Here is a 25,669-nt window from a genome sequence, read left to right on the forward strand (position 1 = left end):
ACGCAGGGCTCCCTGGTTGGGCCAGAGCGCCGGCCACAGCACGGTCGCCCAAGCCTGCGGCACGGGACTGTGCCGCACAGCACCGTCGATGCGGGCGTTTCCGCGTTAAAATCGCGGTTTACACCGCAGCCCACTCCACCGCCGTTTAACCGATTAGCGAGCCCCATGAGCCAACCGAACCTCCACGCAGGTGCGCGTCCCAGCGGACGAGCTGCCGATGCTTTGCGCGAAATTCGCCTGACACGCCATTACACCAAACACGCCGAGGGCTCTGTTCTGGTCGAATTCGGCGACACCAAAGTGATCTGCACCGCCAGCATCTCCGAATCGGTACCGCCGTTCCTGCGCGACAAGGGTCAAGGCTGGCTGACGGCCGAATACGGCATGCTGCCGCGTGCCACCAATACCCGCAACGATCGCGAGGCCGCGCGCGGCAAGCAAACCGGGCGCACCCAGGAAATCCAGCGTCTGATCGGGCGGGCATTGCGCGCCGTGGTCGATCTCGAGAAGCTCGGTGTACGCACGCTGCACATCGACTGCGACGTGATCCAGGCCGATGGCGGCACACGCACGGCCAGCATCACCGGCGCGTTCGTGGCGGCCTACGACGCGGTCGCCAAGTTGCTCGCTACGGGCCGCATCGAAGTGTCGCCGATCAACGACTTCATCGCGGCCATTTCGGTCGGCGTGTATCACGGCCATCCGGTGCTCGATCTTGACTACGCCGAAGACTCGCAGTGCGATACCGACATGAACGTGGTGATGACCGGCGCCGGCGGCTTTGTCGAAATTCAGGGTACGGCGGAAGGGGCGGCGTTCTCGCGCGAAGAAATGAATCGTCTGCTCGATTTGGCGCAGAAGGGCATCGCCGATTTGATCGGTCATCAAAAAGCGGCACTGGGGTTAAATGGTGGCTGATCTGCCTCGAATGCACCAACGCGTGGTGCTGGCGTCGAATAACGCCGGCAAGCTGCGCGAATTTTCAGCCTTGCTGGCGCCGCTGGCGATGACTGTGATCGCTCAAGGCGAGTTGGGCGTGCCCGAAGCGCCCGAGCCTCATCCCACCTTTGTCGAAAACGCGTTGGCCAAAGCGCGCCACGCTGCAAGCCTCACGGGGCTACCCGCGCTCGCCGACGATTCCGGTTTATGCGTGCGGGCATTGAACGGCGCGCCCGGTGTGTATTCGGCGCGTTACGCGCAACTTGCCGGCGGTGAAAAGTCCGACGCTGCCAACAACGCGCATTTGCTCAAAACCCTCGCGCTGCACGCCGACCGGCGCGCGTATTTTTATTGCGCGCTCGCCTATGTACGCTCGGCCGACGATCCGCAGCCCTTACTTGCCGACGGTCGCTGGGACGGCGAGATCGTTGCCGCACCACGCGGCGCGCATGGCTTTGGCTACGACCCGTTGTTCTTTGTGCCGCAATATCAATTGACGGCCGCCGAACTGGACGTGGTCGTCAAAAACCAAATCAGCCACCGGACGCAGGCGCTCAAGCAATTGCTGCTCAAGCTGGCCAACGAAGCATGAGCGACGACACGAGCGACGTGAACGCGAACGGTAGTTCCGGAAAAAACGAAACCGACGGCAATGCCTTGGGCGCCGGCACTGCGGCGAGTAGCAACAAAGGCAAAGGCACGGGGACTTTCATCCCGATCAAGCAGGCGGGCAGCGCGCCCGATCTGCGACCTGGCATCGCAGCCACGGGCACGGTCCAGGCATTTCTAGCCCCAGGCAAGATCCGCTTACCGGCGATGCCCCCGCTCGCGCTCTACATTCACTTCCCATGGTGCGTGCGCAAGTGCCCGTATTGCGATTTCAACTCGCACGAGCCGAAGGGCGGCAGCTTTCCGGAAGCGACGTATCTCGATGCGTTACGCACCGATATCGAGCTTGCGCTACCGTTGATCTGGGGACGCAAGATTCATTCGATTTTCATCGGTGGGGGCACGCCGAGCCTGATGTCAGCCGCCGGAGTCGATGCGCTGATGGCCACGGTGCGCGCGCTCTTGCCGTTGGACGCCGATGTGGAAATTACCCTGGAAGCCAATCCGGGCACCTTCGAAGCCGAGAAATTCAAGGCATTCAGAACGAGCGGCATCAACCGGTTGTCGATTGGCATCCAAAGCTTCAATGAAGCGCATCTGAGCGCGCTGGGTCGCATACACGATGGCGGCCAAGCGCGACGCGCAATCGAAATTGCCCAAGAATCATTCGAGAACTTCAACCTCGACCTGATGTATGCGCTGCCGGGCCAAACGCTGGCAGAGTGCCAAGCGGATCTCGAGACGGCGCTGTCTTACACCCCGCCTCACCTGTCGCTCTACCATTTGACGCTTGAACCCAATACGCTGTTTCACAAGTTCCCGCCGGCGCTGCCCGACGACGACGCGGCGGCCGACATGCAGGACTGGCTTTATCAGCGTACCGCCGATGCCGGCTACGGTCGCTATGAAATCTCGGCGTATGCGCGGCCGCACCGCCAAAGCCGACACAATCTGAACTATTGGCGCTTCGGCGATTACTTGGGGATAGGCGCAGGCGCCCATACGAAGCTGTCGTTTCCCGAACGGATCATCCGGCAGGTGCGCTATAAAAGCCCGGACGCTTATCTGGCCCAGATCCAAGCTGGCACGCCGGTGCAGGAAGAACATGAAGTGTCGACCGCGGACCTGCCGTTCGAATTCATGCTCAATGCGCTGCGGCTAGCCGAAGGGTTTCCTGTGTATCGGTTCAGCGAGCGCACCGGCATGACGCTGACCTCGATCGAGCCGGCCTTACGCGAAGCCCAGGCACGCGGACTGATTACGCGCGATCACGAAACGATTGCGCCGACGCCGCTGGGTCAGCGCTTTTTGAACGATCTGCAGGAGCTGTTTTTGCGAGATTAAAGTCTGCTTATAAAGCCTGGGTAATGCTTTGGCTTTGGCTTTGGCTTTGGTTTTATCCATCGATGTCTCTGTCCACCTGCCGGGGATGCGTTGCACCTCGGCCTAGAGCGATTTTAATCCGTGAGTACTGGCCTGGCTGCTGAACCTCAAGAGCTTCTGAAGCATCGCGTATTTTTCCATTTCTGGGGCGCACGCATCCTTTCGTCGGTGTCGTTCCAGATGATAGGTGTGGCGCTGGGCTGGCAGATGTATGCGCTCACGCACAGCGCTTACGCGCTCGGGCTGGTTGGTCTGGCGCAATTCGTGCCGATGTTCGCACTGACTTTGGTGGTGGGCCATGTTGCCGATCGCTATGACCGACGCGTGGTGGTGGCCGTGTGCCAGAGCGTGAATGGTTTGGCTGCGCTGGTGCTCGCGTTGGGTTCGTGGCAAGGCTGGCTCGATACGCATGCGATCTATGCGCTGGCGGCTTGCGTGGGCGCGACGCGCTCGTTTGAGCAGCCTACGCTCTCTGCGCTGCTGCCGGGTCTGGTGCCGCGCAGCGTGCTGCCTCGTGCGATGGCTTTGTCTACGTCGGCTGCGCAGACCGCGCAGATTCTCGGGCCCGCGATGGGCGGTCTGCTTTATGGCTTCGGGCCGACTACGGTTTATACCTGTGCTGGGGTCGCTTATTGCGCGGCGGCTACGTTGGTGGCGACGATACGGGTGCGGCCACAGGTTCGCCCCCGTGAGCCGGTTACGCTGCGCTCGGTGCTGTCGGGGATTGCGTTTATTCGTAGCCAGCCGACTATTCTTGGGGCTATCTCGCTCGATCTGTTTGCGGTGTTGCTTGGGGGGGCTACTGCCCTGCTGCCCATTTATGCGCGCGATATTTTGCAGACCGGGCCGCAGGGGCTGGGGTTGTTGCGTTCGGCGCCGGCTATTGGAGCGTTGCTTGGGGCGTTGGTGCTGGCTCGGCATCCGCTGAAGAAGGCTCAGGGGCATGCGATGTTTACGGCAGTGGTGATTTTTGGGTTGGCGACGATGGTGTTTGGTGTGTCACGCAGTTTTTATCTTTCGCTTGCAGCGCTTTTTGTGACGGGTGTGGCGGATGTGATCAGTGTGGTTGTGCGGCAGTCGTTGGTGCAATTGGGTACGCCGGATGAAATGCGTGGGCGAGTTGGGGCGGTGAATTCGATGTTTATAGGAACGTCGAATCAGCTTGGCGAGTTTGAATCGGGTGTGGCGGCGGGTTTGCTTGGGACCGTTCCTGCTGTGCTGGTCGGCGGGTTGGGGACTATCGTCGTCGCGCTGGTGTGGATGAAGTTGTTTCCGAAATTGCGCAAGATCGATCGGCTTGACGCGCATTGAATGATGTGTGCGCTGCCGGCTTCAACGCCGGGTTACGAAAGTTCGGCGCGATGCAGTATAATTTCGGCCTGGTGACGTGGGGGCGCAACCCGCTCAGATTGTCTACGTCGCGATCAATTATCGTTTTACCTGTAACGGAAGCGTGGCCGAGTGGTTTAAGGCAGCGGTCTTGAAAACCGCCGTGTATGAAAGTGCACCGTGAGTTCGAATCTCACCGCTTCCGCCACGACACCTCTCCGAATCGAAATAAACCTCTCCAATCAATCGGTAGACATTGTCTCTAGCGACATAAAGAATTCGTTTTACTGACCGATACTATGTAAGTAATCAAAATAGACAGGGTTAAATATGGTTAATGCGAACGTAAGCCCACTCGCCGCAAGCACGGAGAACGCCTCATCCGGTGTCCCCACGAATAGTGCAGGCACCACCTCCACGTCCGCCTCCGGCCCGACCGGCGCCGACAAGGCCGCTCCCACTGCGGTCAGCGGAGCGGGTGCCGCAAGCGGCTCCGGCGGTACTCCCTCGAGCTCGAGCTCTGCCTTGCAGCAGGAAATCGCCAAGGAAATCGCCCAACTGGAAAAACAATTGCAGCAGGAAGAGGCCCAGCTCAAACTCGCGACGGCACAGGGCAAGGCCGGCAATTTCAGTAGCGAAGCCTCTGTTATGGCGGCGCAAGGGGCAATCGCCACTACCGAGGGGCAATTGGAATCGTTGATGAGCAAGTTGACCGATGCTTTAAAGGCGCAAAATTCGAACACCAGCGGTTCGATGGTCAATACTTCGGCTTGAACACCCGCCGGTTTTAAAAATCTCCTCGAAGCGCGCCGTTTGACGCGGCTCATTCTCTGCTCAGGGAATCATCGATTCAGTGCCAAGTCGCCTCGGCAATGCCGGCCAACGCGCAGAGCACGACGACGGCGAGCGGTGGAATCTTCCAGCGTGTCAGCAGAAAAAAGGCGATGACCGCGATGGCAAAATCGAGCTCAGAGCGAACCGCGCTGGTCCAGACCGGCGAGTACAGCGCGGTGGCCAGCAGCCCAACGACCGCCGCATTCACCCCTGCAAGTAGTGCAGCCATCGACGCTCGGCTACGCAGCGCTTGCCAGTAAGGCAACGCCGCAAGCACGAGTAGAAGACCTGGCAAGAAAATGCCTGCGGTGGCGAGCAACGCGCCGGTCCAGTGATTCGGCGCTTCGGCCATCATCCATCCGAGAAATGCAGCGAACGTGAACAAGGGGCCGGGCACGGCCTGCGCGGCACCGTAGCCGGCGAGAAAATCGTTCGAAGAGACCCAACCGGTCGCGACGGTTTGCTGCTGCAGAAGCGGCAGCACGACGTGCCCGCCGCCGAAGACAAGCGCCCCTGACCGATAGAACGCTTCGAAGACCTTGATCGCCTGGCCTCCGTGCAGCCCGATCAACGCGGGAAGCCCGAAAAGCCCGACGCAGAAGAGGATCAACGCAGCGGCACCCATTGCACGGGAAATGGGGAATTCGTGTGTGTGTTGAGATACGCGACCGGTATCTGACGATGCCGTCGTCTGGCACAACGCGAGTCCGAGCACAGCACCGAGGCCGATAACGATGAGCTGCGCATAAACGGTCGTCAGAATACTAAGTACCGCGATAGCAATAAGCGCGATGGCAGCACGGCGTTGATCCGCACACAGGCGCCGTGCCATATCCCAAACCGCTTGAGCAACGACCGCGACAGCGACGAGCTTCAATCCATGGATCAAGCCACCACCGACTGGGCCACCAAGACTCGGGGCAATGGCCGCAAAGCCTAGCAACAGCAGGACTGAAGGCAGCGTGAATCCGCACCAAGCCGCGAGCCCCCCAAGCCACCCAGCTCGCAAGAGACCGATCGAGAACCCCACCTGGCTGCTGGCTGGCCCGGGAAGGAACTGACAGAGTCCGACCAAATCGGTGAAGGCTTCGTCGTCAAGCCAGCGGCGTCGCTCGACGAACTCTCGGCGAAAGTATCCCAGATGGGCAATGGGACCACCGAAGCATGTCAGCCCCAACTTGAGAAACACCGCGAGAACCTCCGGCGCTCGGGCCGAGTGCGGGGAGGTGGTACCCGTTTCCATCATTACCGGTTCCAGATTGAGGAGATCAGCATGTCCGTATAAACCGGCCGGTTACTCGCTTTCGACCAGCTCGCCAAATGTTCAAGAGCCTTGCGCTTCGTCGCAGTCAAGGCCCGTTAGCCCACCACGTGTGAAGGTTGTACCTCAACAGTGACGTGCGACAGGCCCTTGAAGCGCTCAAATATCGCGTGATAAAAACGCGAGTCTCGTTGCGGCTCGTTTGTCGCCACCGACACAACAGCGCTCATATGACCGGGACCTACGCGCCACACATGCAGGTCGACGACCTTGTCGCCACGATCCTCAACGGCGTGGCGTACATTCTCTGCCATGCGTGGGTCGGGATTAACGTCGAGAAGAATCGCGCCAGTATCGCGCAGCAAACCATAAGACCAGTTCGCGATCACCAGTGCTCCGATGACGCCCGCGAGAGGGTCCATCCAGAGCCAGCCAAAGGTCCGTGCCAACACCAAGCCAATGATGGCCAGCACGGAGACCGCTGTGTCGGCCATTACGTGGATATAGGCTGAGTGGATGTTGTGGTCCGGGGTGACTGCGTCATGCGCGTCGTGCTCGTGCTCTTCGAGTGCCTTCTGCACTTCTTCTTCGTGAGCGTGGTCATCATGGCTATGACTGTGGCCGTGACTGTGGCCGCTGAGAAGCCACACACTTGCCAGATTGACGAGCAGGCCGACTACAGCAATGGGAATCGCTTCGCCGAAACGGATGGGCACCGGTGACAGGAAACGCGAGATCGCCTCGTAGCCGATTAGCAGTGCAATCATCGCAAGCACGATGGCACTGGTGAATCCTGCGAGATCACCCAGCTTGCCAGTACCGAACACGAAGCGGGAATCGGTGGCGTGTTTGCGCGCGTAAGTATAGGCGAGCGCCGCAATCAGCATTGCACCCGCATGCGTCGACATGTGCATCCCGTCCGCAACAAGTGCCAGCGATCCGAACATACTGCCGCCGACGATTTCAATCAGCATCATCGCACTGCACAGCGCAATCACGGCCCATGTCTTGCGCTCGTTCTGCTCGTGTCCAGCACCCAGAAAGATGTGGTCATGCCCCGCGCCGATTGCGGCGTCTTTGAAATCATTCATTTCCAGCCCTAATCACTTGAAATAGCTGTGAACAACTTCGATAAGTTGTTCCGTCGCGCTGTCACCATGCTCCTCGCCGTTGTCCACATCGACAAGATGGTTCCGGATGTGATCCTCCAGCACGACGGCAAGCAAACCGTTCATCGCTCCTCGACAGCTCGTAATCCGCTGCAGGACGTCGGAGCACCTGTGCTCTTCCTCAAGCGCCCGTTCGATGGCTTCTACCTGCCCCTTGATACGGCGAACCCTGTTGAGAAGTTTCTGCTTCTCTCTGATCGTGTGTGCCACCGGAGGCTCCTTGAATACCCGGGGGGAGTATAACTGGTTCGAAGCATCCGTATAGGGGATGGGGGTATTGAGGCGGGTGAGTAGGCCGGTCAAGCGCCCCGCCGATATCGAGTTCCCGCTTCGTTACCTTCATGAGCTTACGAGGCAACGGAGAAACTTGGCGGGTAGATCACGCGTGAACACACGTGAGACTGCAATCGTCTTCGGTATCGGAGTGGGGCAGGACTGCTCGTCATCGCGTCAAGGCATCTAGCCGCATCGCGAGTTCTCCCTCTTTGATGTTGGCGATCGGTTGAAGGATAGAACCATCGAATGTCCTGGGTTCGCGCTTGCTCTCGAGTATCTTTGGCAGATTGGGGTTGGCCAACGCACCACGTCCAAGGGTCACCAGGTCCGCGCCGGTCGCCAGCGCATTTGCCATTCGCTCTGCGGGATGCAAGCCGCCATTTGCAATAAGCGTTACGTTCGGTGCATAGCGACGTGCCAGTGTCACAAGGCTATCCTGCGTGCCTTCAAACGCAGGCTGCCAGGCTTCGAACTCCGTGACATGAATGAAGTCAGCGCCCGCATCGGCGAGTGTACCGAAGATCACTTCGGCATCCGCCTCCCCACCCAGCCACTTCGAGTTGAAATCGTTGACCTTGCCTTGAGAAATTCGAATGCCGACTGGAGCAACATGACCAACGTTGGTCTTGACTGCATTCACCACGTCTGCAAGCAGCTGGACTCGTGCCTTCGTGGCACCGCCCCAGCGGTCGGTTCTACGGTTGGTCTCCGCCGTCAAGAACTGGTCCAGCAAGTAGCCGTTGGCGCCGTGGATTTCCACGCCATTGAACCCGGCGAGGTTCACAGCTCTTTGCGCGGCATCCACGAAGCCCCGCACGGCGTCATCGATTTCGGCGTCGGTTATCTGTCTCGGTTCCGGGAATGGGCCTTGGCCATAGTAGAGCTCCATCTGTTTGCCTTTTGGGCGAATGGCTGACGGCGCCACTGTGTGCGTTTGATAAAAATTGCCTTGACTCAACGCGCCAGCGTGCATGAGCTGTGCAAACACAAGTGCACCGTGAGCCTGCATTTCCCGATTGAATGCGGTCCAGCCCCGCGCTTGTTCGTCGTCGGCTAAACCTGGCTGAAACCGGTATCCTTGCGAAAATGCCTTATCGGTATAGATCCCCTCTGTTGTCACCAGCCCGAAGCCGCCCTTCGCAAAGCGCATGTAGTAGTCGAACATAGTTTGTGTCGGGTGCCCGTTTTCCGTGGCTGTGATACGCGACATGGGGGCTACCGCAATGCGGTTACGCACTGCGATGCCGTTGCGATCGTACGGGGATAGGATTTGGGAGTTCGTGTCGGTCATTTTGTTACTCGTCTCGAAAAGAAGGTGACTTCATAGTAGGCATCGCGAAGCGCGGTGAACAGCCATCGGGACGTGAAGCCGCTCTAACACTTTTGGATATAAACCATGCTTCTTCCAGACGTTCGAACATTCCTGGCGGTCGCGTCGGCGGGGAGTTTGTCCGCTGCGGCACGCCAGCTCGACGTAGTTCCCATGCAGGTATCACGGCGGATAGCGGCGTTGGAAGAAGATCTTGGCTCGCGCCTCTTCCACCGCACGACCCGATCCCTGACCCTGACCGCGGAAGGTGAAGCTTTTGTCCCGTATGCCAGAGCGATGGCGGATGCGGAAGCCGGCGCACGAGCCGAACTGAGCCCGTTGCCAGGGACCGCGTCAGGAGTCCTGCGTATGACAGCCCCAAGCGGTTTCGGACAATCCATCCTGTTACCGATGCTTCCGCGACTATTGGAAGCGAATCCTGACCTTCGTATTGACCTGGATCTTTCCGATCGTCAGGTCGATATTGTCGGGCAGGGGCTGGACTTGGCGTTGCGGATCGCGCCGTTAGAAGATTCGGAACTGGTGGCGAAGAAGATCGCGCCTAATCCACGCCTTATCTGTGCCGCGCCCTCTTATCTGAAAAAGCGTGGACATCCCGCGACGCTATCCGAGCTGAACGACCATGCCTGCATCAGCTTGGGCGCGGTAAGGCGTTGGCCGCTCATTGTCGATGGGGAGTTGATACGCAAACGTGTGGAAGCGTACGTCACCACGACCAGTGTCGAAGCGGCACGTACCGCCGCCATGCAAGGCCTAGGGCTCGCCATGTTGACCTACTGGGACGTATTCAGGCAGTTGGCCGACAACTCGCTGGTCCAGGTGTACCTGCAGGACGCGTCGATGGAGAATCTATCGGTCTGGGCCCTCATTCCAAGCCGGCGCTATGTGCCTCACCGCGTGAATGTGTTCCTTGCTGCACTTGAAAGTGAGATGGCGCAGCTCGATAAGAAGCATGGCCAGTAATCTTCTATGCGACCCCAGCGCCGGGCGCGTTGCCAGCCCCGCCGCCGCCTTCTTCACGCGCCGCCGCCTTCGCGGCTTCCCGCACGGTATGTGCGTCGTCGTGGAGCAACGCAGTTGAAAAGAAGCATCCCATGACTGCGGACACGATAATGAAAATCGAGGCCGCATCAACCAGCAGCCCAAAATACCTGAAAAAGAAAAGGCCACTCGAAAGAATCAGCAGATTCAGAAGTACGCCCAAAACAGCGGAAGCCTTAGGCACGGCTCTCATGAACACCGCAAGGCGCGAATCGGTGCGTGGCACATACCAGATGATCAGCAGACCGAGCGCCATGATGAACGCGCTTTCAGCCCATATCAACCAGACGGGGCGACGCAGGAAACTTCCCTCGAAAATCGTCTCGATGACCTGGGCCTGAATTTCGATACCTGGCACCAGTTCGCCCAGCGGGGTCGTGCGCATGTCAGTCAGGCCGGAGCCGGTTAGCCCAACCAACACCAACTTGTTCCGAATACGGCTAGCGTCGACCTTTCCTTGCAGAATGTCACGTGCGGACACATAGCGGTTCTGCGTCGACTCAATAGGCGCGAAATGCAACCAGATCTCGCCGTCGGATTGCGTAGGCACCCGCACATCCGCGACACCCACCGCTTGCACGCCCGATGCGTCGGCAAAAACGTCGACGAACGGCGACCCCGTCGCGACACGGAGCATCTCTATTGGCAGGCTAGGCACCACCTTCTCGCCCAAGCCCATAATGAGGGGAATACGCCGCACCACGCCTTGTTCAAGCGGTACGTTCAGCATCGCCTGCCCGTGCGCCGCCGCTTGCAATTCCGGCAGGCTGGCCAGCACATAATTGAACCGCTGCACGCTGCGCAGAGGGTCGGCGCCATGCACGAGAATCGGAGCGCTTCTCAGATCGGTGCTGGTGGTGTAGGCCGCCTGATCGAACGCCGCGGCACCCAGTATGGTCGGTGCCGCCCGCAACGATTTGGCGAGAATGGCTTCGTGACTGGGAAGGGCCCGCAAGCCGGCCGCCAAGGCCGCAGCCTCTTTCGGCAGATTGTCGGCCACTTTGTCGGGAGACGTTTGATCCGGCTCCGGCATGTAGATGTCGAGACCGATAGCCAGTGGTTTCTGCGCCGCAATGGCATCGACCAGGCCCGCGAGTCGATTGCGCGGCCACGGCCATTGACCGAAGGCGGCCAGCGTCTTCTCATCAATTTGGACGATGGTCACGGGCTGTGTCGTCGGAGTTCGTGGAAATCGGCGTTGATAGTGGTCGAACAAAATTCGCCGGGCCGTTCCGAAGGAGTTCGGGGCCACCTTGTCAATCGCGTCCACGACCGCCGGACGTACTATGTCGTTCGGCCATTCGCTGCATAGGTTGAGCAGGCTCAAGCTAAACAAGACCACGAGCGCCACCGGACGCCCCTTGCGCGCCCTCAGCAGGGTTCTTACAAAGGCGAGTAATCGTTTGCTATGGCGTTTCATGAAGGCAAAAGCCTGTCAACGTCGATGATAGGCGCGGTAGCGGATAGCGAGTGTCATTGAATGGTGATGACTACGCGCCGGTTCACGGGATTGGCAATGCCATCTGCCGTTCGTACCAGTGGCTCACGCTTGCCGCGGCCGGCGGTCTCGATTTGTTGGACAGGAATCCCTTCCTTGATCAGGAACGCTGCAACGGTCTGCGCCCGCCGCATGGATAGTCTGTCGTTAAACGCTTGAGAACCTGCCAGATCGGTGTGACCCACGACCACGAGGTGAGGCGCAGGCCAAGTCGCCAGGTCGGCTTTTAGCTTTGTAACCGTGGCAATTGACTCCGGCGCCAACTGGGTGGCGGAGTCAAACAGAAAATTGATGGTAAATGTCTCGGGGCGCGGAGGCCGAGCAGCCAATAGCTCGCCATAGCGAGCCTGCACACTGGCTTGGCTATCCGTCGTCTTTTGCATGGCGCCGCCCTTGGCGACGTCAACCCCGGCATAAGCCTTGTTTATCAGTTGCTGTTCAGTGCCGCTGCGGACAATGACCGCTCCGACTTTGCCGTCCGGGTCCGGCAATAGAACAATTTTGTCCGGGGTCGCGCTACACCCGGACAGAAAAGCCAGCATGGCGAATGCCGCACCCAATACCAGCCGATGCTTTCGGATCACAGTATTCAAGGTGCACTCCCCCCCTTACCGCCGACTTCAATGATGAATTCAGTGCCGCGCACGCCCAGCGTGGTGGTCGGCGTGCTGTAACGCACGGAATCCGGATTTGCCTGCGCCAGCTTTCCGTCAATCACTGACAAGGAGCCGCGTTTGATGGTGGCGTCGAGCGCCCCCTCATAGGTCGTCGTGTTGAATGCAAACTTGTTGAGCTCGAGGACGGAATCGGAGCCCTCGGAAAGCAGGGTATTGTCACGCAGGGTGATGCCTACGGAGGATTGCGGCCCGGTCACAATGCGATCGCTGCTGTAAACTTCGCTACCGATGGCCACGCTTGGGCTTCCTCCAGGCCGCTCGATGCGCACCGTCCCCTTCAGGGTCTTGACGACGCCGGCAGCATCGGCGGCACATGCATCGGCGATAGCCATGCACCCGCACGCGAGAATCAAGGCATATTTGATGGCTTGGCTATACATAGGGGGTACCGGATGACGATCGGGGACTTCCGCGCCGTAGAGAATATGACCCCCGACCCTAATTAGTCAAGCGATGCCGCGCAGATCGGTACTCCCAAAACTCAAACCAGTACGCCGCCGCCATCCACGACAATGGTCTGCCCGGTGCTGAACCGTTCGCGCATCAGGTAGAGATAAGCCTGTGCGATATCGTCAGGTTCGCCGATGCAGCCTGTCGGCAGTGCTGTCACGAAATGTTCATACATTGCGGTGCGGTCCGCCTCACTCATGTTGTCCCATAACGGCGTGCGAACAATGCCGGGTGACACAGTATTGACACGCAGTGGTGCTAGCTCGACGGCAAGCGCGCGGGTGAGCGATTCCATCGCGCCCAGCGAACTCGACGGAACGGTCCACCCTTTGTTGGGGCGCAAGCTTGCGATGCCGCTGGTCAGCACAATCGAGCCGCCCTTGCGAATCGAGCCATGGCCGTATTTGACCGCTTTGAAAGCGCCCCAGTAGCGCACTTCGAATGCCCGTCGCGCGTCCTCGACATCGGTATCCACCAGCAAGCCCAGTTGCAAGCTTTCCCCGGCTGTATAGACAAGATGGTCGAACGCACCCAGGCGTGCGAACCAGGATTTGACTTGCGCTTCCTCGGTAAAGTCGACGACCTCACCTTGGGTTCCAGCGGGCAATCCGGCAACAGCCGCGGCCACCCGCTCAGCGCTGCGCGATGCGACGATGACTTGAGCGCCTTCTTTCGCTGCCGCTGCGGCAACGGCGAAACCAATGCCGGAAGTGCCGCCGGCAACGACGATCCGTTTTCCTTCGAAGTTCATGAGAATTTCCTGACTATGTGATGTGGGTCTGTGCGCGTGACGAAGCCCGCGCATTGCGCGACAAAGACCGGTCCGCTGAATTGATTATGGGTCTGTTCAAACCGCACATGTTTTGCCGCGCTGCGCTATCGCTACCGCAACATCGACGCGCCAGGCCGCAGGGACAGGCGGCGCGGCGCATCCTCAAACGGCGCAGGCACCTTGCGCGCCATGCGTCGATCACCCAGTGCGACAAAATAACGCATGCGCCTAAGCGTAGCCGTTCAAACTCAGGCCGCAAGCCTCGCGAGACGGGCGGCCCTTGCCGCGCCAGGTCCGCGAGTGCGCCACGCAGCCCGCGACCAGCGCCTCCTCGCAATCGAGCCTCAGATGTCGAACTTGACGCCCTGCGCGAGCGGCAACGAACGGCTGTAGTTGATTGTGTTGGTGGCACGCCGCATATAGTTCTTCCACGCATCGGAGCCCGATTCACGGCCACCGCCCGTTTCCTTCTCGCCCCCAAAGGCGCCGCCGATCTCCGCACCGCTCGTGCCGATGTTCACATTGGCGATGCCGCAATCGCTGCCGTCCGCGGACATGAACCGTTCGGCCTCGCGCACGTCGTTGGTAAAGATCGCCGAGGACAAACCCTGCGGCACGGCGTTGTGCATGGCCAGCGCCTCGTCGAACGTGTCGTAGGTCATGACGTAGAGGATAGGCGCGAACGTCTCGCGCTCGACCACGGCGCTTTGCGCCGGCATGCGCACGAGCGCCGGGCGTACATAGAAAGCGTCGGGCGCGTCGAGCACCGGCACGCGTTCGCCGCCGCTCACACTGCCGCCTTCGTCGCGTGCTTGCTGCAAGGCGGACTGCATGTGGTCGAAGGCGAGTTTGTCGATCAACGGACCGACCAAGGTGTCGGCCTCAAGCGGGTCGCCGACCTTGACCGAAGCGAACGCCGCCTCAAGGCGCGCGATCAGCCCTGGCGCGACATCGCGTTGCACGATCAGACGGCGCAGCGTCGTGCAGCGCTGACCAGCGGTGCCGACCGCGGCGAACGTCACTGCGCGCACCACCATGTCGAGGTCGGCCGTGGGCGCCACGATCATGCCGTTGTTGCCGCCCAATTCGAGGATGCTGCGCCCAAGCCGTCCGGCGAGCACGCCTGCTACCTCGACACCCATACGCACGCTGCCGGTCGCGCTGACGAGCGGCACCTTGCGCGACGCGCTCAGCGTGGCGCCGACCTCACGTCCGCCCAACACGAGTTGATGCAGCCCCGTGGGCGCCACGCCCGGATGGGCAGCGTCGAATTCGCGCAGCGCCGTGGCGAATAGCGCGTCGCAGGCGATGGCGGTTAGCGGCGTCTTCTCCGACGGCTTCCAGATCACCGGGTCGCCGCAGACCAGCGCCAACGCCGTATTCCACGACCAGACGGCAACCGGGAAATTGAACGCCGAGATCACGGCGCACACGCCCAGCGGATGCCACGTCTCCATCATGCGATGGCCCGGCCGCTCCGACGCGATCGTCAGACCGTATAACTGGCGCGACAGGCCCACCGCGAAGTCGCAGATGTCGATCATTTCCTGCACTTCACCCTGCCCTTCGGAGGCGATCTTGCCGGCTTCGAGCGTGACAAGCCGGCCCAACTCCGCCTTGTGCCGGCGCAACACGTTGCCGAACAGGCGCACGAGTTCACCGCGCAGTGGCGCAGGCACGGTACGCCATTGGAGGAAGGCTGAGTGGGCCGCGTCGATCTTGCGTGCCACTTCAGCGGGCGTGTCGACGGCGAGTTGCGCCAGTGTCGCGCCGTCGCGCGGCGAGCGCGCTACCAGGTCGCTGCCCTTTCTTGCGCCGAGGTCCACACCCAGCGCGGCAAAAATATCATCGGACGGCATTTGCATTGGATTCCCTTTAATCGTTCATAGTCCCCGCCGCCAGCGGCTTTACTGGAGGATCCTAGCATGACGATTGTCTCTCCACTTTATCGGCTGCGAAGCATAGGAGGCGTGTGAGCGGACCGTCAATAAACGGCTTCGGCTCAGGGGCATGGATGGAGTTTCGGTGCTGCAGGCGTTACCTAATAAGGAATGCCCTCGGCACCGTCGACAAAATGTGCTCTTGTCGAGGTCGTCGTACCCAGCAAACATGCGCCCATACTGTGGGAGCGATCCAGGATTGGTAAGTCGGCCTGCCTGGCAGAGGTACAAAGTCCAGCGGTATCGACTCAATCCCATCGAATAGCGATGGCTGGCGCTCGACCATCGCTGCAGCGCGATCTACCCTTGCTCCGAGTGTACGGGCGGCGATAGATAGGTGACTCGCGATGCGCTGCTTGTCACTATCAAAGTGATCGAGTGTCCTCAGGTACGCGATCGCTTCGGCGTATCGCTCTTCGAGCACGCGCCTTCGCTCCGCTTGCATCTCGGTTAGCTCAAGGGCCTCAAGTGGTTGATAGTGAGTCGGAGCGGTTAGGCGGCCACCTACCGAATTTGGGAGAGAGTCGCCGTCGTCGTTTTGCTCTTCCTTGTCTAGCCTGAAAGCAAAGTGCATTGCTGCATCGGCATACATCCCAAAGCCTTTCCACAGTCGGGACACGATGGCGTCTTGGAAACTGCGGTCTTCCGGTTGGAAGTCCGCAGCTTGCTCAGCGTTGATGTCCTGTGCGGCCAACCATGCTTCGGTCTTGAGGTCGTCTAACGTGTGAAGGCCACGGGAGGAATTGGCGATCTTTTTCAGGCGATCCAATATGGGTGCGATCAGCCTGGAGAGAAACGAGTTGCCTTGATTAAAACTCATGCAGGGTAAGAAATTGAGGGCTGAGGAACCGTCTGCAATTGACTCGATGCGCCAACAAAATCGACAGCCATGTTTCCTCAGCGGTAGCCGATCAGAAGCCGTTCGGGCGCGGGCGCAAGGTACGGGACACGGCGTCCCATAACGCAACGGCTTCAGCTTCGGTGAGCGAGGCTTTTTCTGGAGAATCCTCACCTCTAAGACGGAGTCCGCCATTGTCCATATTTAAAGTCAAAAATGGCGTTTGTGCGCTGCCTATCTTCGAATTAGCCTCCAATGTCAAATCTTGACCTTGGATATTGGCGAAGGTCAATCCGGCCGATAACCACTCTTCTGCTTGCATGCCTGGCAAAGCTACTGCGCCCTTCCGAATCGTTCGGTCACCGCTTTGTGCAAAAGAGGCATTAATAGCCGCACTCCGGTCGAGAAGTGTCGTAGTCTCCTGAATAGCCGAATTCGTTAGCAATTCGAAGCTCACGTCGTGCTTATCGGGCAGCACAAATTGGACCGTAACATTTTCTTGATCGGTCGCTCTGCCTGGCATAAACCCCCCTGCAAAGCAGAAGCCCGGCTCGGTCGGAATCTCGTCCTCCATGCGGCCACGAATTTTATCCAACAGATAGCCGACAGCGCGCGCTTTGTTAGGAACGTCGTTCTTGTTCGGAAGTAGCTTGACGACCGGATCGTTGGTTTGGTCGGGGTGCGTGAAATCGCTACCCTCGATCTGCAACTTAATTTGATAGCCTCGATCCCACTTGTAACTTTCGATGACCCGCGTAGCGGGACTAAGGACATCGGGGTCACCCTGCGAAATGAAAAACCGTGATCCTGGGACCCCACCTACCGTAGTGTCGGCATACAGAAACTGATGGCCGAAACGGCTTTTAGTCGAGTTCAGTTCTTTGCTACGCGCATCCATTGCCGCTTGATAGTCTTTTAGTGTCATAGCCGTAGCTTCGACGTCCACCCCGTCAAGCGTCGCAGGAATCCCGAATATCAGTACATCGCTCGGCATGTCGATTACGTAGCGCCCCACACAGCGCGGTTTTAGGTTTGTGGTCAATTCAGTCACTATCTTTTGCTCCTGTTGCGTCAAGGGTGCTGGCCGATTACAGGCGCTCAGACCCAATACACAGCCTGCAACCAAGGCCGTGCGCCATTTCATTTAAAGTCCTTGTAAGCCATGCTGGTATGTCTGACGCTGAAGGCAATCTTGGTAATGGCCCAGAGCGCAAAGCGCCGCTGCGCTTCGTTCTTATAGGCACCTTCATGGTCGACGCCCGCGTAGGGCACGCACACCTTGGCATGTCGGCTAGGGGCCGCGCCGGAGCGTCTCGGCACCGTGCCGTCTCCGTTCTCGTCAGCATCCTGCAACACGAATTCGTTGCGACTCGGCCAGACATTCAGCGGCCCCGCGCCCCGACTTGGACCGCCATTCGAGGGCACCTCGACTATTTGGCTCCCCATCCCCGAGTCGTCAGCAGCGCCTTTATTCAACTCGTCGTCGATCGGTATAGGCGGGACATTCCAAAATCCGGGATGTAATGGCCTAGCTCGCCTCCACGCGACATTGCCCCAGGTTTTAAGCTGGGGATCGTCGCCATAGAAAGCATAGGTATTGGCGTGATATTTACCCGCTATACCGGTATTATCGTTTTTACCATCCGCACCGATATTGCCCATATGAAAGGGCTGAACCTTTTCCCGAATAATCGCTGCAAATGCGGCCCAATCCTGAGCAACCTTCGATTTCTTGGCATCAAGCGGGTTGAGCAGCTCATCGCTCACTAAGCCCCACCATCTCTTCTGCTGCAAATAGATCTCGCTGTATGGCTCGGTCTCCGGCAGACTTTTGAACTGATCGCCGTCCCGAATATTGAGCCAGCCTTTTCCATACTCAGTGGTGGGCAGCAGTTGCAGTGCGCCAGGTGACTGTGCGAAGACGGTGGTTACCTCGGGCGCATCAATCCCGAGCACATGCCTCGTTCCCCAATCACCGTCCGTTCCGGCCTTGACACGCTTGTACGCTGTCGCGGCCCCCGTGGCCGGCATCACGCCATGCACGATGCCCAACACCTTGCCTCGATAATTGAGTATCTCTGAGTAATGTCGAGCGACCAAGCCGCCCATCGAGTGCGTCACCAGAATTACTTTCTCGCACATGTAACCGGAGCGGCTGCGGTAATAGCCCATAAAATATTCGATGCGCTCGTGCAGACGCTTAGCGGACTCGGCGTTGTCTTGCAACCAGTTGTAGCCGACGGCATGAACCGGGAACCGATAGCGGTAGGACAGGCGCACTTCGTTATAAGTCAGCACATCAATATTTAATGGATCGGTCACGGCTTTCTTCATCAACTCAGCGCGTAGCCCGTTGCGACCATGATCGGTGCCAGGATGAACATCGTTGAGCGCGTTTTCGAGCCACGCCAAGAATTCGCCATAGCTCATGTTGGCGACCTCGCCCCAGCCACGACGTTTCAATTCAGCGTCACTCTGAACGGTGCCCTGCGGGATGGCTCCGCCGTCAAACACCATCGTTTTTTTGGGGTCGAGGATCATCTTGCGCTTCGATGCGCCTTGCTTAATCCACTCTGCCATACGCAGTTTACTGTCGGCCAACCATACGGGCTCCGGTTTGAGTGCCATATCGCTCAAATTCGACCCCATGACCCCTGGCACAAAGATCACCGGGATGATCCTCGTAGGAACCTTGAAGCAAACGGCAACACTTTTCTCGCATGACGGTGACATAACAGTGGAGTAGTGCACCGAACCGTCTTCCGCAATCACGGGCTCAACAACGTGCTCATTCGAGGCCATAGGGAAGCTCCTGCTTTGTGACGGTTACGAACAGTAAATGCCTTACTGCCCGTGCTTGGGGACGCAATCCCCGGGCAGTCTGGCTCTCCCATCTTCTCAACCTCTTCGAATGAGATAAGCGACAGCGCAACCCATTGCCCGCCCCCATCACCTCCGGTAAATAGTGCTGCTGCCCCATCAATGCCTGGTACCCAGACTCAACCGCCCCGTACCTATCCAGCCACTTTGCCATCGCTCAGTCTCGTTATCCACGTGAAAAAGTGTGAAGACCATCCGATTTCTACTTCGTGGATAGAATCGAACACCTCACCCGCGGGTCAGAGAATAAACATATCCGAATCGAATTTTAATTATTTAATCAGTAAAACGATGTATTTTTTTTGAGAACGAAAAATCGAGAATCGTCTTATATCAAAGCGCGATCAGACATGATATTTTTTAGAGGCGCGTCGATATGTTATGAATGGCGACGCAACGGCGCTGGACCATGGTCAGCTCACCGCTCGCCATCGCGACGAAGCTTCGTAGACAATGCGGAGAATATGGCTTGATTTAGGGAACGGCAGGGACGGCAAGAGGTGTTCCCACTACCATCCGTACTTAAGTTCGACGCCAACGTAATCGGCGTTGCTCCCACCGACCGAACGCAAAGCATTTCCCACCTGAAAATGCACTGCTTCAATCGAGCTCACCAAGTTCGCGGAGACCGCCCAATCTGCCCGTAGCTGCACATAGGCGCCGGTCCACAAATTGCCATGGCCGGCAGTATTCGGAACAACCGCCGACCCTTGCGCATACACCGCATCGGCAGTCGTTTCACGCCATTGCAACCCCAACGCCGCGAGCAACGTAAGCTTGTTCGTAGGCTTGAACGTAATCGACGGCTTGATATGAATCAGGTTCGAGTAGCCGGTATAGCCCGCCAACGTAAAATAATATCCATTCGGAAACAACGGATTAAACGTCCCGAGCCGACCATCCCCCGGATGACTGTCACCCGACGCAGCATCGATTTGCACACCGACGCGCGGTGTCCATGGAAGCCCCGCGAACGTGTAGCCCCCGAGCGATCCAAATGCCCACGCCGAAATCACGCTGCTGCCCACATGCCCCGACTGATACATCCCTTCGACATCCCAGTCGAAATGGTTGATGTTGCCGGCGTAACGGGAATCGAAGACGTCCCGATGCTCAGCTCCGGTCGCATCGATGAATACCGCACCGTCGCGGTTGTATCGGGAGTAGTACGCTGACAGGTCGCCCGGCCCGACATTATGGCGTTCGATGCGCACACCACTGAACGTCAGATTGCGATTGGACGTATCGTCAAACGTCCCTGTATCAACATATTGCACCGGCTGCGTCGCATAGGCGATCAACCTCCATGGCTCGTTTTCCCAATCCGCCCACAGACCGTCATACGCTTGCCGCACATTGGGACCATCGCGCACCGACACGAATCGCTGCAAGTCGAACGCCATCTCCTGACGCCCCACCCTGGCCTTGAAAACACCTGCTCCCACCGGCTCCGTCACCGCGATAAAAGCCTGGCGCAAATCGAGCGGATTCTTGTCGACAGGGGTGATGACGTTTTTGTCGAAAGCGCGGACATCTTCCAGTTGCGTAAAGATCTGCACATGCTCGCCGAGATGGATATCGACATGCACTTGCGTGCGCTGCAATAGATAGGTGTCGCTGTGAATGGGGCCCAGGCCAAACAACGGCGCGTCGTTGATTTCCAGCCGTTCACGCAGATTCACGCCAAGCGAAATGTACGAGTCGGTGCTACCGAACAGCGGCACGTATTTGAGCGCGTCTAACGGCGCACGCGGCACGCACGGGTTCGCAAGCACGGACCAGTCCTCCTGCCACCGGTTGAACATGATGGCCGGACGTTTTGCCTGACACGTTGGAGCCGATGTTGGAATCGCTGCAGGCGCCGATGCCGCGCTCGACGCCTGCGTGCCGTCAGCCGACTCCGCTGCATGCACGCCGTCGGCCATCATCAAAGCCAATCCTATGCCGGACAATAAGGTCGCCAGTCCGCGGATTCCCACTAAGAGGCCAGCCATCGTCTCGCTTGCCGCTTGAGCTTACGGTGCGAGGTCATGAATTTCCGCTACATAGCCCCCGGGGAACTCCACGATCGCGGTATTCCTGCCGTCCGCTTTATAAGGCGGGCTCAATACCTTAACGCCCGCGGCCTGCGCCTTGGAAAGCGTGTCCGTGAGATTCGTCACTTCATAGCCCGTTATTTCGCGGCCGAACGGATAGGGAATCTTTCCATCTGTGACGAAAACGACCATCTTGCCGAAAGTCGATTCGATACGAATCCGACGCACCTTCTCGCCATTCAAACCGATCAGCCCACCGTCAGCGCTGTGATCGTCCGAGGTGACCTTCCCATGAGAAAACCGTAGGAAGCGACGGATGAATCCACTCACCGCGCCGCGCGATATATAGACGCGATTCTCCGGCACACTTTGCAGCGGCTCATACACGGGAGCCTTGGTATGCCAGTAAAGCTGCATCATGAGACCGCCGGGCCACTGTATCAGCGCATCTTTGCCTATCGGATCATCGAAGGACTCGACCACCACGTTAGCGCCGGCAGCTCGGGCCGCACGAACCGCTTTGTCCATGTCAGTGACCAGATAGCCGGTACGCTCACTGCCGAACGGATAGGGAATGGGCGTCTGGAACGCAAACACCGACACCATGCCCACCGGCGTTTGAATATATTGCGACGCGGTTTTACTGGGCGTCGGAGTCACCGTGAACACGGCGCGCGTCGACGCCTTGCCGCCAAACGTGGCGATGAAGCTATTGACGAATGCATCGATATCGGCAGACGAAACATAGATGTGCGTCGTGTCGTATTGCGGCCCTACAGCAACATTCACGCCCTCGTTTGTCGAGCCTTCATTGGCGGCCGCGCTTGCGGGCCCCGCGAATACGAACCCACCGGCCAACGCCATGACCAGGGCCCAAGGGGCGGCGATACGGGTCAACGATAAACGAAACATGGATAACCCCCAAAGTAGATAATCAAGCCCAGATAGATATTCAAGCAGAGGCGACCGCACCAGATCCACGCGCGAGCACAAGCAACAGACCCAGCGGAAGCAACAACGCCCAAAACGAAATCCACGCATACCCCAGCGCGCCCAAGATCGCGCCGATGCCGAACGTAACGATGGTGGGAAGCGTGCGCACCAGCCGCGCTCGAATCGCGTCGCGCGCTGCCATGTCAGGCCCGGTCAACATCAGGTCGAGCAGGTCCAGCACTGCCTGGGTCACGTTGCCAGTCATCACGGTGTTGGGTACGCCCGAATGCACGACAAGCCTCGAATGAGCGTTCTGTCCACCCATGGCCATGGCACCGAGCATGCCGCAGACGGCGACCGAAATCGCTTGCGCATCTTTCACCGGTGCCGCATACAACCCCGCGACGAGAAAGCCTGCGAGCAATAGCGCTTGCACCAAAAACAGCGCTCGCGACGGGTTGCCTAGCGCATGCATGCGCACAGTCCTTACGACGATGCTGCTCAAAGCAACGCCGGCGATAAATGCCGGAAAGGCCAGCAGCTTCAAGACGATCCCCTGCCCCGACCCGGCCAACTGCGCACCGATCAATACGAAATTGCCCGTCACATGCGCCGTGAATAATCCGAACAACGCGACGAATCCCAGCGTGTCGACGTAACCGGCAATGAATGCGAGCAGCGTGTCTTCGTTTTTCATCTTCTAATATCCGAGCGGACGCGCAAGATAGACGGGCAACCGGCGACCGAGGCAAATCGTCTTATTCGCCTCGGTCGCCGCATACACCCGCTCACCGGAAGATGTCTTTAATGCCCTTTCGGTACCGAGTATTCGGGGTACTTGGATTCCGGTGCGCCATGAATCATCGTATAAGCGTATTCAACACCTACGCCATAGGCGCCGCAATGGGTTTTCGCGACGTCCATGACTGCATCATAGGTTTCTTTCAAAGCCCAGTCGCGTTGCCATTCGAGCATGACCGACAAGGCCGTGACCGGCTTCGCTCCGGCCTGTACCACGCGCTTCATCGCGTTCTCGTGAGACAGCACGCTGACGTCGCCACAACAATCTTCCACAACGTAGACGTCGTACCCATCATCGATCGCCTGAACCGTCGGCAGTGCCACGCAGGTTTCTGTCCACAGTCCAGCCAGCACGATTTTCTTTCGCCCGGTCTTTTGGACAGCGGCGACAAAATTCGCATCGTCCCAGCTATTCATGGACGAGCGTTCAACCGGCGCCTGCCCCGGGAATATCGCCTGGATCTGCGGCCACATGTTGCCGCTGAACGCCTTGGTCTCCACGGTCGAAAGCACCACGGGAATGTTGAAGATGCGCGCGGCCTTGGCCAGGATCAGATTGTTGTTGATCACCGTCTGACGATCGAAGTTCGAAACGCCGAATAGCATTTGCGGTTGCAAGTCGATGATGGTGACAACGCAGTTGTCCGGGGTCAGCAAGCCCTTCTCGCTGCGTTTGGTCAAGTTTGATGTTTGAGACATAGCCTACTCCTGAGTGATGTGATCAAAGACGTTCTTTCCAACAACGCAATCAAAACGCGAAGCAACTGCAGCCGAGCGTCCCCCAAAAGCCCGCGTAATCCGAGACTGGGACCGACGACTTGCGCGCCACATCGTGTGCGTGTACATGTACGCCGCAGGCTCCCGCGCATTGATGCGGGAGTGCCATGCGCGGCTTGGATGGCGCCGTCTGCCGGTAATGCCCGGGTACTGTTCGCACAGGCGACCAGTCCGGCAGCACCGGCAGTGGCGGCGGCGCCATCGGGCCAAACTCAGCCGCGCCATAGACGATCTTGCCGCCCACGACGGTGAGTACCGACTCCAAGGCCTTGATGGCATCTTCGGGAACACTGAAGAAGTCCCCCGACAACACCACCAGATCGGCAAGCTGCCCTTCCCTGATGCTCCCCTTCTTGCCCTGTTCGCTTGAAAACCAGGAGCTGCCGACGGTCCACAGTTCCAGCGCCGTTTCACGCGACAAGCGGCTGCTGGTTTCGTACAACTGCAGGCCGCCCACCGTACGTCCGGAGACCAGCCAATACAATGCCGTCCACGGGTTGTAGCTGGCGACGCGCGTCGCATCGGTGCCGGCGCCCACAGGGATGCCGGCGTCGAGCATGCGTTTGATCGGTGGGGTATGCGTAGCTGCCTGAGCGCCGTAACGCTCGACAAAGTATTCACCCTGGAAGGCCATGCGGTGCTGAATGGCGATGCCGCCGCCGAGTGCGCGCACGCGGTCGATATTGCGCGGCGTGATGGTCTCCGCGTGGTCGAAGATCCAGTGCAGCCCGTCGAACGGAATGTCTCGATTGACCTTTTCGAACACGTTGAGCATGCGTTCGATCGACTCGTTGTAGGTCGCATGCAGGCGGAAGGGCCAGCGCTGGGAGACCAGGTGGCGCACCACTTTCTCCAGCTCGTCTTCCATGCCGGCGGCCAGATCCGGGCGGGGCTCGAGGAAATCCTCGAAATCGGCCGCGGAAAATACCAGCATTTCACCCGCGCCGTTATGACGGTAGAAATCGTCGCCTTGCCCTGGGGTGACCATGTCGGTCCACTTCTGGAAATCTTCGAGCTCACGACCTTTGTTTTGCGTGAACAGGTTATAGGCGATACGAACCGTCAACTGATTTTCGCGCGCCAACTGGTCGATGATGGCGTAGTCCTCCGGGTAGTTCTGGAAACCGCCGCCGGCATCGATCGCGCTGGTGATGCCCAATCGGTTGAGCTCGCGCATGAACTGACGCGTCGAATTGACTTGTAGTTCACGCGGCAACGCAGGCCCCTTGGCGAGCGTTGCGTACAGGATCATCGCGTTCGGCTTTGCGATCAGCATGCCGGTAGGGTTGCCTGCGGCGTCGCGCTGAATCTCGCCGCCCGGCGGGTTCGGCGTGTCCTTGTTATAGCCCACAGCGCGCAGCGCCGCCCGGTTGAGCAAGGCGCGATCGTAGAGATGCAAAATGAAGACCGGCGTGTCCGGTGCGGCGGCGTTGATTTCTTCGAGCGTAGGCATACGTTTTTCGGCGAACTGAAATTCCGTCCAGCCGCCCACCACCCTCACCCACTGCGGATTGGGCGTACGCAGTGCCTGCTCCTTCAACATGCGCAATGCATCGGCTAGCGACGGCACGCCTTCCCATCGCAATTCGAGGTTGTAGTTCAGGCCGCCACGAATCAGGTGCAGGTGCGAATCGTTGAGACCGGGAATCGCGGTACGGCCGTTTAGATCGATGACTTGGCTGTCTGCGGTGCGATGGCGCATCACATCTTCCGTATCGCCAACGGCGAGAAACTTGCCGTCCTTGATCGCCACGGCGCTGGCCACTGGATGGCTTTTATCGACCGTATGGAAACGGCCATTCAGCAAGATCAACGTAGGCGCACTGCCAGCGGTAGATTCAGTAGCGTCTGTTTGCTTGGTGTTCATATTTCGACTCCGCATCGTGATGTGGGGAT

23 protein-coding genes and 1 tRNA gene are annotated in these 25,669 nt (G+C 58.9%); 7 read left to right on the plus strand and 17 right to left on the minus strand.

Translation table 11 applies throughout. The annotated features are described in order from the left end of the window. Window positions 1–165 precede the first annotated feature (165 nt). From rph to GSQ77_RS19955, 6 genes are all read left to right on the plus strand, one after another. Window positions 166–918, plus strand: a complete 753-nt coding sequence (gene rph, locus GSQ77_RS19930) for a ribonuclease PH (protein ID WP_158904501.1) — start codon at window positions 166–168, stop codon at window positions 916–918. Window positions 919–928: 10 nt separating this feature from the next. Continuing rightward, window positions 929–1,531: an RdgB/HAM1 family non-canonical purine NTP pyrophosphatase gene (rdgB, locus tag GSQ77_RS19935; RefSeq protein ID WP_254067715.1), complete on the plus strand. Its 603-nt coding sequence runs from the start codon at window positions 929–931 to the stop codon at window positions 1,529–1,531. Continuing rightward, on the plus strand, window positions 1,528–2,892 hold the full coding sequence (hemW, locus tag GSQ77_RS19940) for a radical SAM family heme chaperone HemW (RefSeq protein ID WP_158904503.1): 1,365 nt from the start codon (window positions 1,528–1,530) through the stop codon (window positions 2,890–2,892). Before rdgB ends, hemW begins: the two co-directional genes overlap by 4 nt. A gap of 132 nt (window positions 2,893–3,024) precedes the next feature. Next, window positions 3,025–4,242 carry an MFS transporter gene (locus GSQ77_RS19945; RefSeq protein ID WP_158906386.1) on the plus strand — a complete coding sequence of 406 codons (1,218 nt, stop codon included), beginning with the start codon at window positions 3,025–3,027 and terminating at the stop codon, window positions 4,240–4,242. A gap of 136 nt (window positions 4,243–4,378) precedes the next feature. Next, window positions 4,379–4,468 (plus strand) — tRNA-Ser (locus tag GSQ77_RS19950). 122 nt (window positions 4,469–4,590) lie between these two features. Further along, window positions 4,591–5,034: a hypothetical protein gene (locus GSQ77_RS19955; protein ID WP_158904504.1), complete on the plus strand. Its 444-nt coding sequence runs from the start codon at window positions 4,591–4,593 to the stop codon at window positions 5,032–5,034. Window positions 5,035–5,110: 76 nt separating this feature from the next. On the opposite strand, the gene chrA is transcribed toward GSQ77_RS19955, so the two are convergent. The 4 genes from chrA to GSQ77_RS19975 form a co-directional block, all read right to left on the minus strand. Beyond that, the gene (gene chrA, locus GSQ77_RS19960; RefSeq protein WP_158906388.1) at window positions 5,111–6,337 is read right to left on the minus strand and encodes a chromate efflux transporter; all 1,227 of its coding nucleotides are present in this window, start codon (window positions 6,335–6,337) and stop codon (window positions 5,111–5,113) included. A gap of 116 nt (window positions 6,338–6,453) precedes the next feature. Next, window positions 6,454–7,446 (minus strand): CDF family Co(II)/Ni(II) efflux transporter DmeF, encoded by a 993-nt coding sequence (gene dmeF / locus GSQ77_RS19965; RefSeq protein WP_158904505.1) that lies wholly within the window; start codon window positions 7,444–7,446, stop codon window positions 6,454–6,456. A gap of 12 nt (window positions 7,447–7,458) precedes the next feature. Beyond that, the gene (locus GSQ77_RS19970; RefSeq protein WP_158904506.1) at window positions 7,459–7,734 is read right to left on the minus strand and encodes a metal/formaldehyde-sensitive transcriptional repressor; all 276 of its coding nucleotides are present in this window, start codon (window positions 7,732–7,734) and stop codon (window positions 7,459–7,461) included. Window positions 7,735–7,966: 232 nt separating this feature from the next. Further along, complete coding sequence (locus tag GSQ77_RS19975) at window positions 7,967–9,091, minus strand: NADH:flavin oxidoreductase (RefSeq protein ID WP_158904507.1); 1,125 nt, start codon at window positions 9,089–9,091, stop codon at window positions 7,967–7,969. Window positions 9,092–9,196: 105 nt separating this feature from the next. Here GSQ77_RS19975 and GSQ77_RS19980 point away from each other — a divergent pair, with 105 nt between their 5' ends. Continuing rightward, window positions 9,197–10,093, plus strand: coding sequence for a LysR family transcriptional regulator (locus GSQ77_RS19980; protein ID WP_158904508.1), 897 nt, complete (start codon window positions 9,197–9,199; stop codon window positions 10,091–10,093). A 4-nt stretch (window positions 10,094–10,097) separates the two neighbouring features. Here GSQ77_RS19980 and GSQ77_RS19985 read toward each other — a convergent pair whose 3' ends face one another. The 13 genes from GSQ77_RS19985 to GSQ77_RS20045 form a co-directional block, all read right to left on the minus strand. Beyond that, window positions 10,098–11,591, minus strand: a complete 1,494-nt coding sequence (locus GSQ77_RS19985) for a CHASE2 domain-containing protein (RefSeq protein ID WP_158904509.1) — start codon at window positions 11,589–11,591, stop codon at window positions 10,098–10,100. A 53-nt stretch (window positions 11,592–11,644) separates the two neighbouring features. Continuing rightward, window positions 11,645–12,253, minus strand: coding sequence for an OmpA family protein (locus tag GSQ77_RS19990; RefSeq protein ID WP_254067809.1), 609 nt, complete (start codon window positions 12,251–12,253; stop codon window positions 11,645–11,647). 5 nt (window positions 12,254–12,258) lie between these two features. Then, the gene (locus tag GSQ77_RS19995) at window positions 12,259–12,726 is read right to left on the minus strand and encodes a FecR domain-containing protein (protein ID WP_158904510.1); all 468 of its coding nucleotides are present in this window, start codon (window positions 12,724–12,726) and stop codon (window positions 12,259–12,261) included. Between the two features lie 101 nt (window positions 12,727–12,827). Further along, window positions 12,828–13,547: an SDR family oxidoreductase gene (locus GSQ77_RS20000; RefSeq protein ID WP_158904511.1), complete on the minus strand. Its 720-nt coding sequence runs from the start codon at window positions 13,545–13,547 to the stop codon at window positions 12,828–12,830. A gap of 365 nt (window positions 13,548–13,912) precedes the next feature. Further along, window positions 13,913–15,427, minus strand: coding sequence for an aldehyde dehydrogenase family protein (locus tag GSQ77_RS20005; protein WP_158904512.1), 1,515 nt, complete (start codon window positions 15,425–15,427; stop codon window positions 13,913–13,915). A gap of 178 nt (window positions 15,428–15,605) precedes the next feature. After that, complete coding sequence (locus tag GSQ77_RS20010) at window positions 15,606–16,328, minus strand: hypothetical protein (RefSeq protein WP_158904513.1); 723 nt, start codon at window positions 16,326–16,328, stop codon at window positions 15,606–15,608. A gap of 91 nt (window positions 16,329–16,419) precedes the next feature. Further along, window positions 16,420–17,490: a T6SS immunity protein Tli4 family protein gene (locus GSQ77_RS20015; RefSeq protein ID WP_158904514.1), complete on the minus strand. Its 1,071-nt coding sequence runs from the start codon at window positions 17,488–17,490 to the stop codon at window positions 16,420–16,422. Continuing rightward, on the minus strand, window positions 17,487–19,148 hold the full coding sequence (locus tag GSQ77_RS20020; RefSeq protein WP_158904515.1) for a triacylglycerol lipase: 1,662 nt from the start codon (window positions 19,146–19,148) through the stop codon (window positions 17,487–17,489). Before GSQ77_RS20020 ends, GSQ77_RS20015 begins: the two co-directional genes overlap by 4 nt. Window positions 19,149–19,735: 587 nt before the next feature. Then, a complete protein-coding gene (locus GSQ77_RS20025; protein ID WP_158906392.1) occupies window positions 19,736–21,154 on the minus strand; it encodes an alginate export family protein in 1,419 nt (472 codons plus the stop codon). A gap of 87 nt (window positions 21,155–21,241) precedes the next feature. Further along, on the minus strand, window positions 21,242–22,174 hold the full coding sequence (locus tag GSQ77_RS20030) for a glyoxalase (RefSeq protein WP_158904516.1): 933 nt from the start codon (window positions 22,172–22,174) through the stop codon (window positions 21,242–21,244). Window positions 22,175–22,214: 40 nt separating this feature from the next. Further along, window positions 22,215–22,892: a YoaK family protein gene (locus tag GSQ77_RS20035; RefSeq protein WP_158904517.1), complete on the minus strand. Its 678-nt coding sequence runs from the start codon at window positions 22,890–22,892 to the stop codon at window positions 22,215–22,217. 107 nt (window positions 22,893–22,999) lie between these two features. Further along, on the minus strand, window positions 23,000–23,695 hold the full coding sequence (locus GSQ77_RS20040) for a hydrolase (protein ID WP_158904518.1): 696 nt from the start codon (window positions 23,693–23,695) through the stop codon (window positions 23,000–23,002). Between the two features lie 49 nt (window positions 23,696–23,744). Then, complete coding sequence (locus GSQ77_RS20045; RefSeq protein ID WP_158904519.1) at window positions 23,745–25,640, minus strand: amidohydrolase; 1,896 nt, start codon at window positions 25,638–25,640, stop codon at window positions 23,745–23,747. Window positions 25,641–25,669 lie beyond the last annotated feature (29 nt).

Source organism: Burkholderia sp. L27(2015) (assembly GCF_009765705.1).
Lineage (GTDB): Bacteria > Pseudomonadota > Gammaproteobacteria > Burkholderiales > Burkholderiaceae > LMUX01.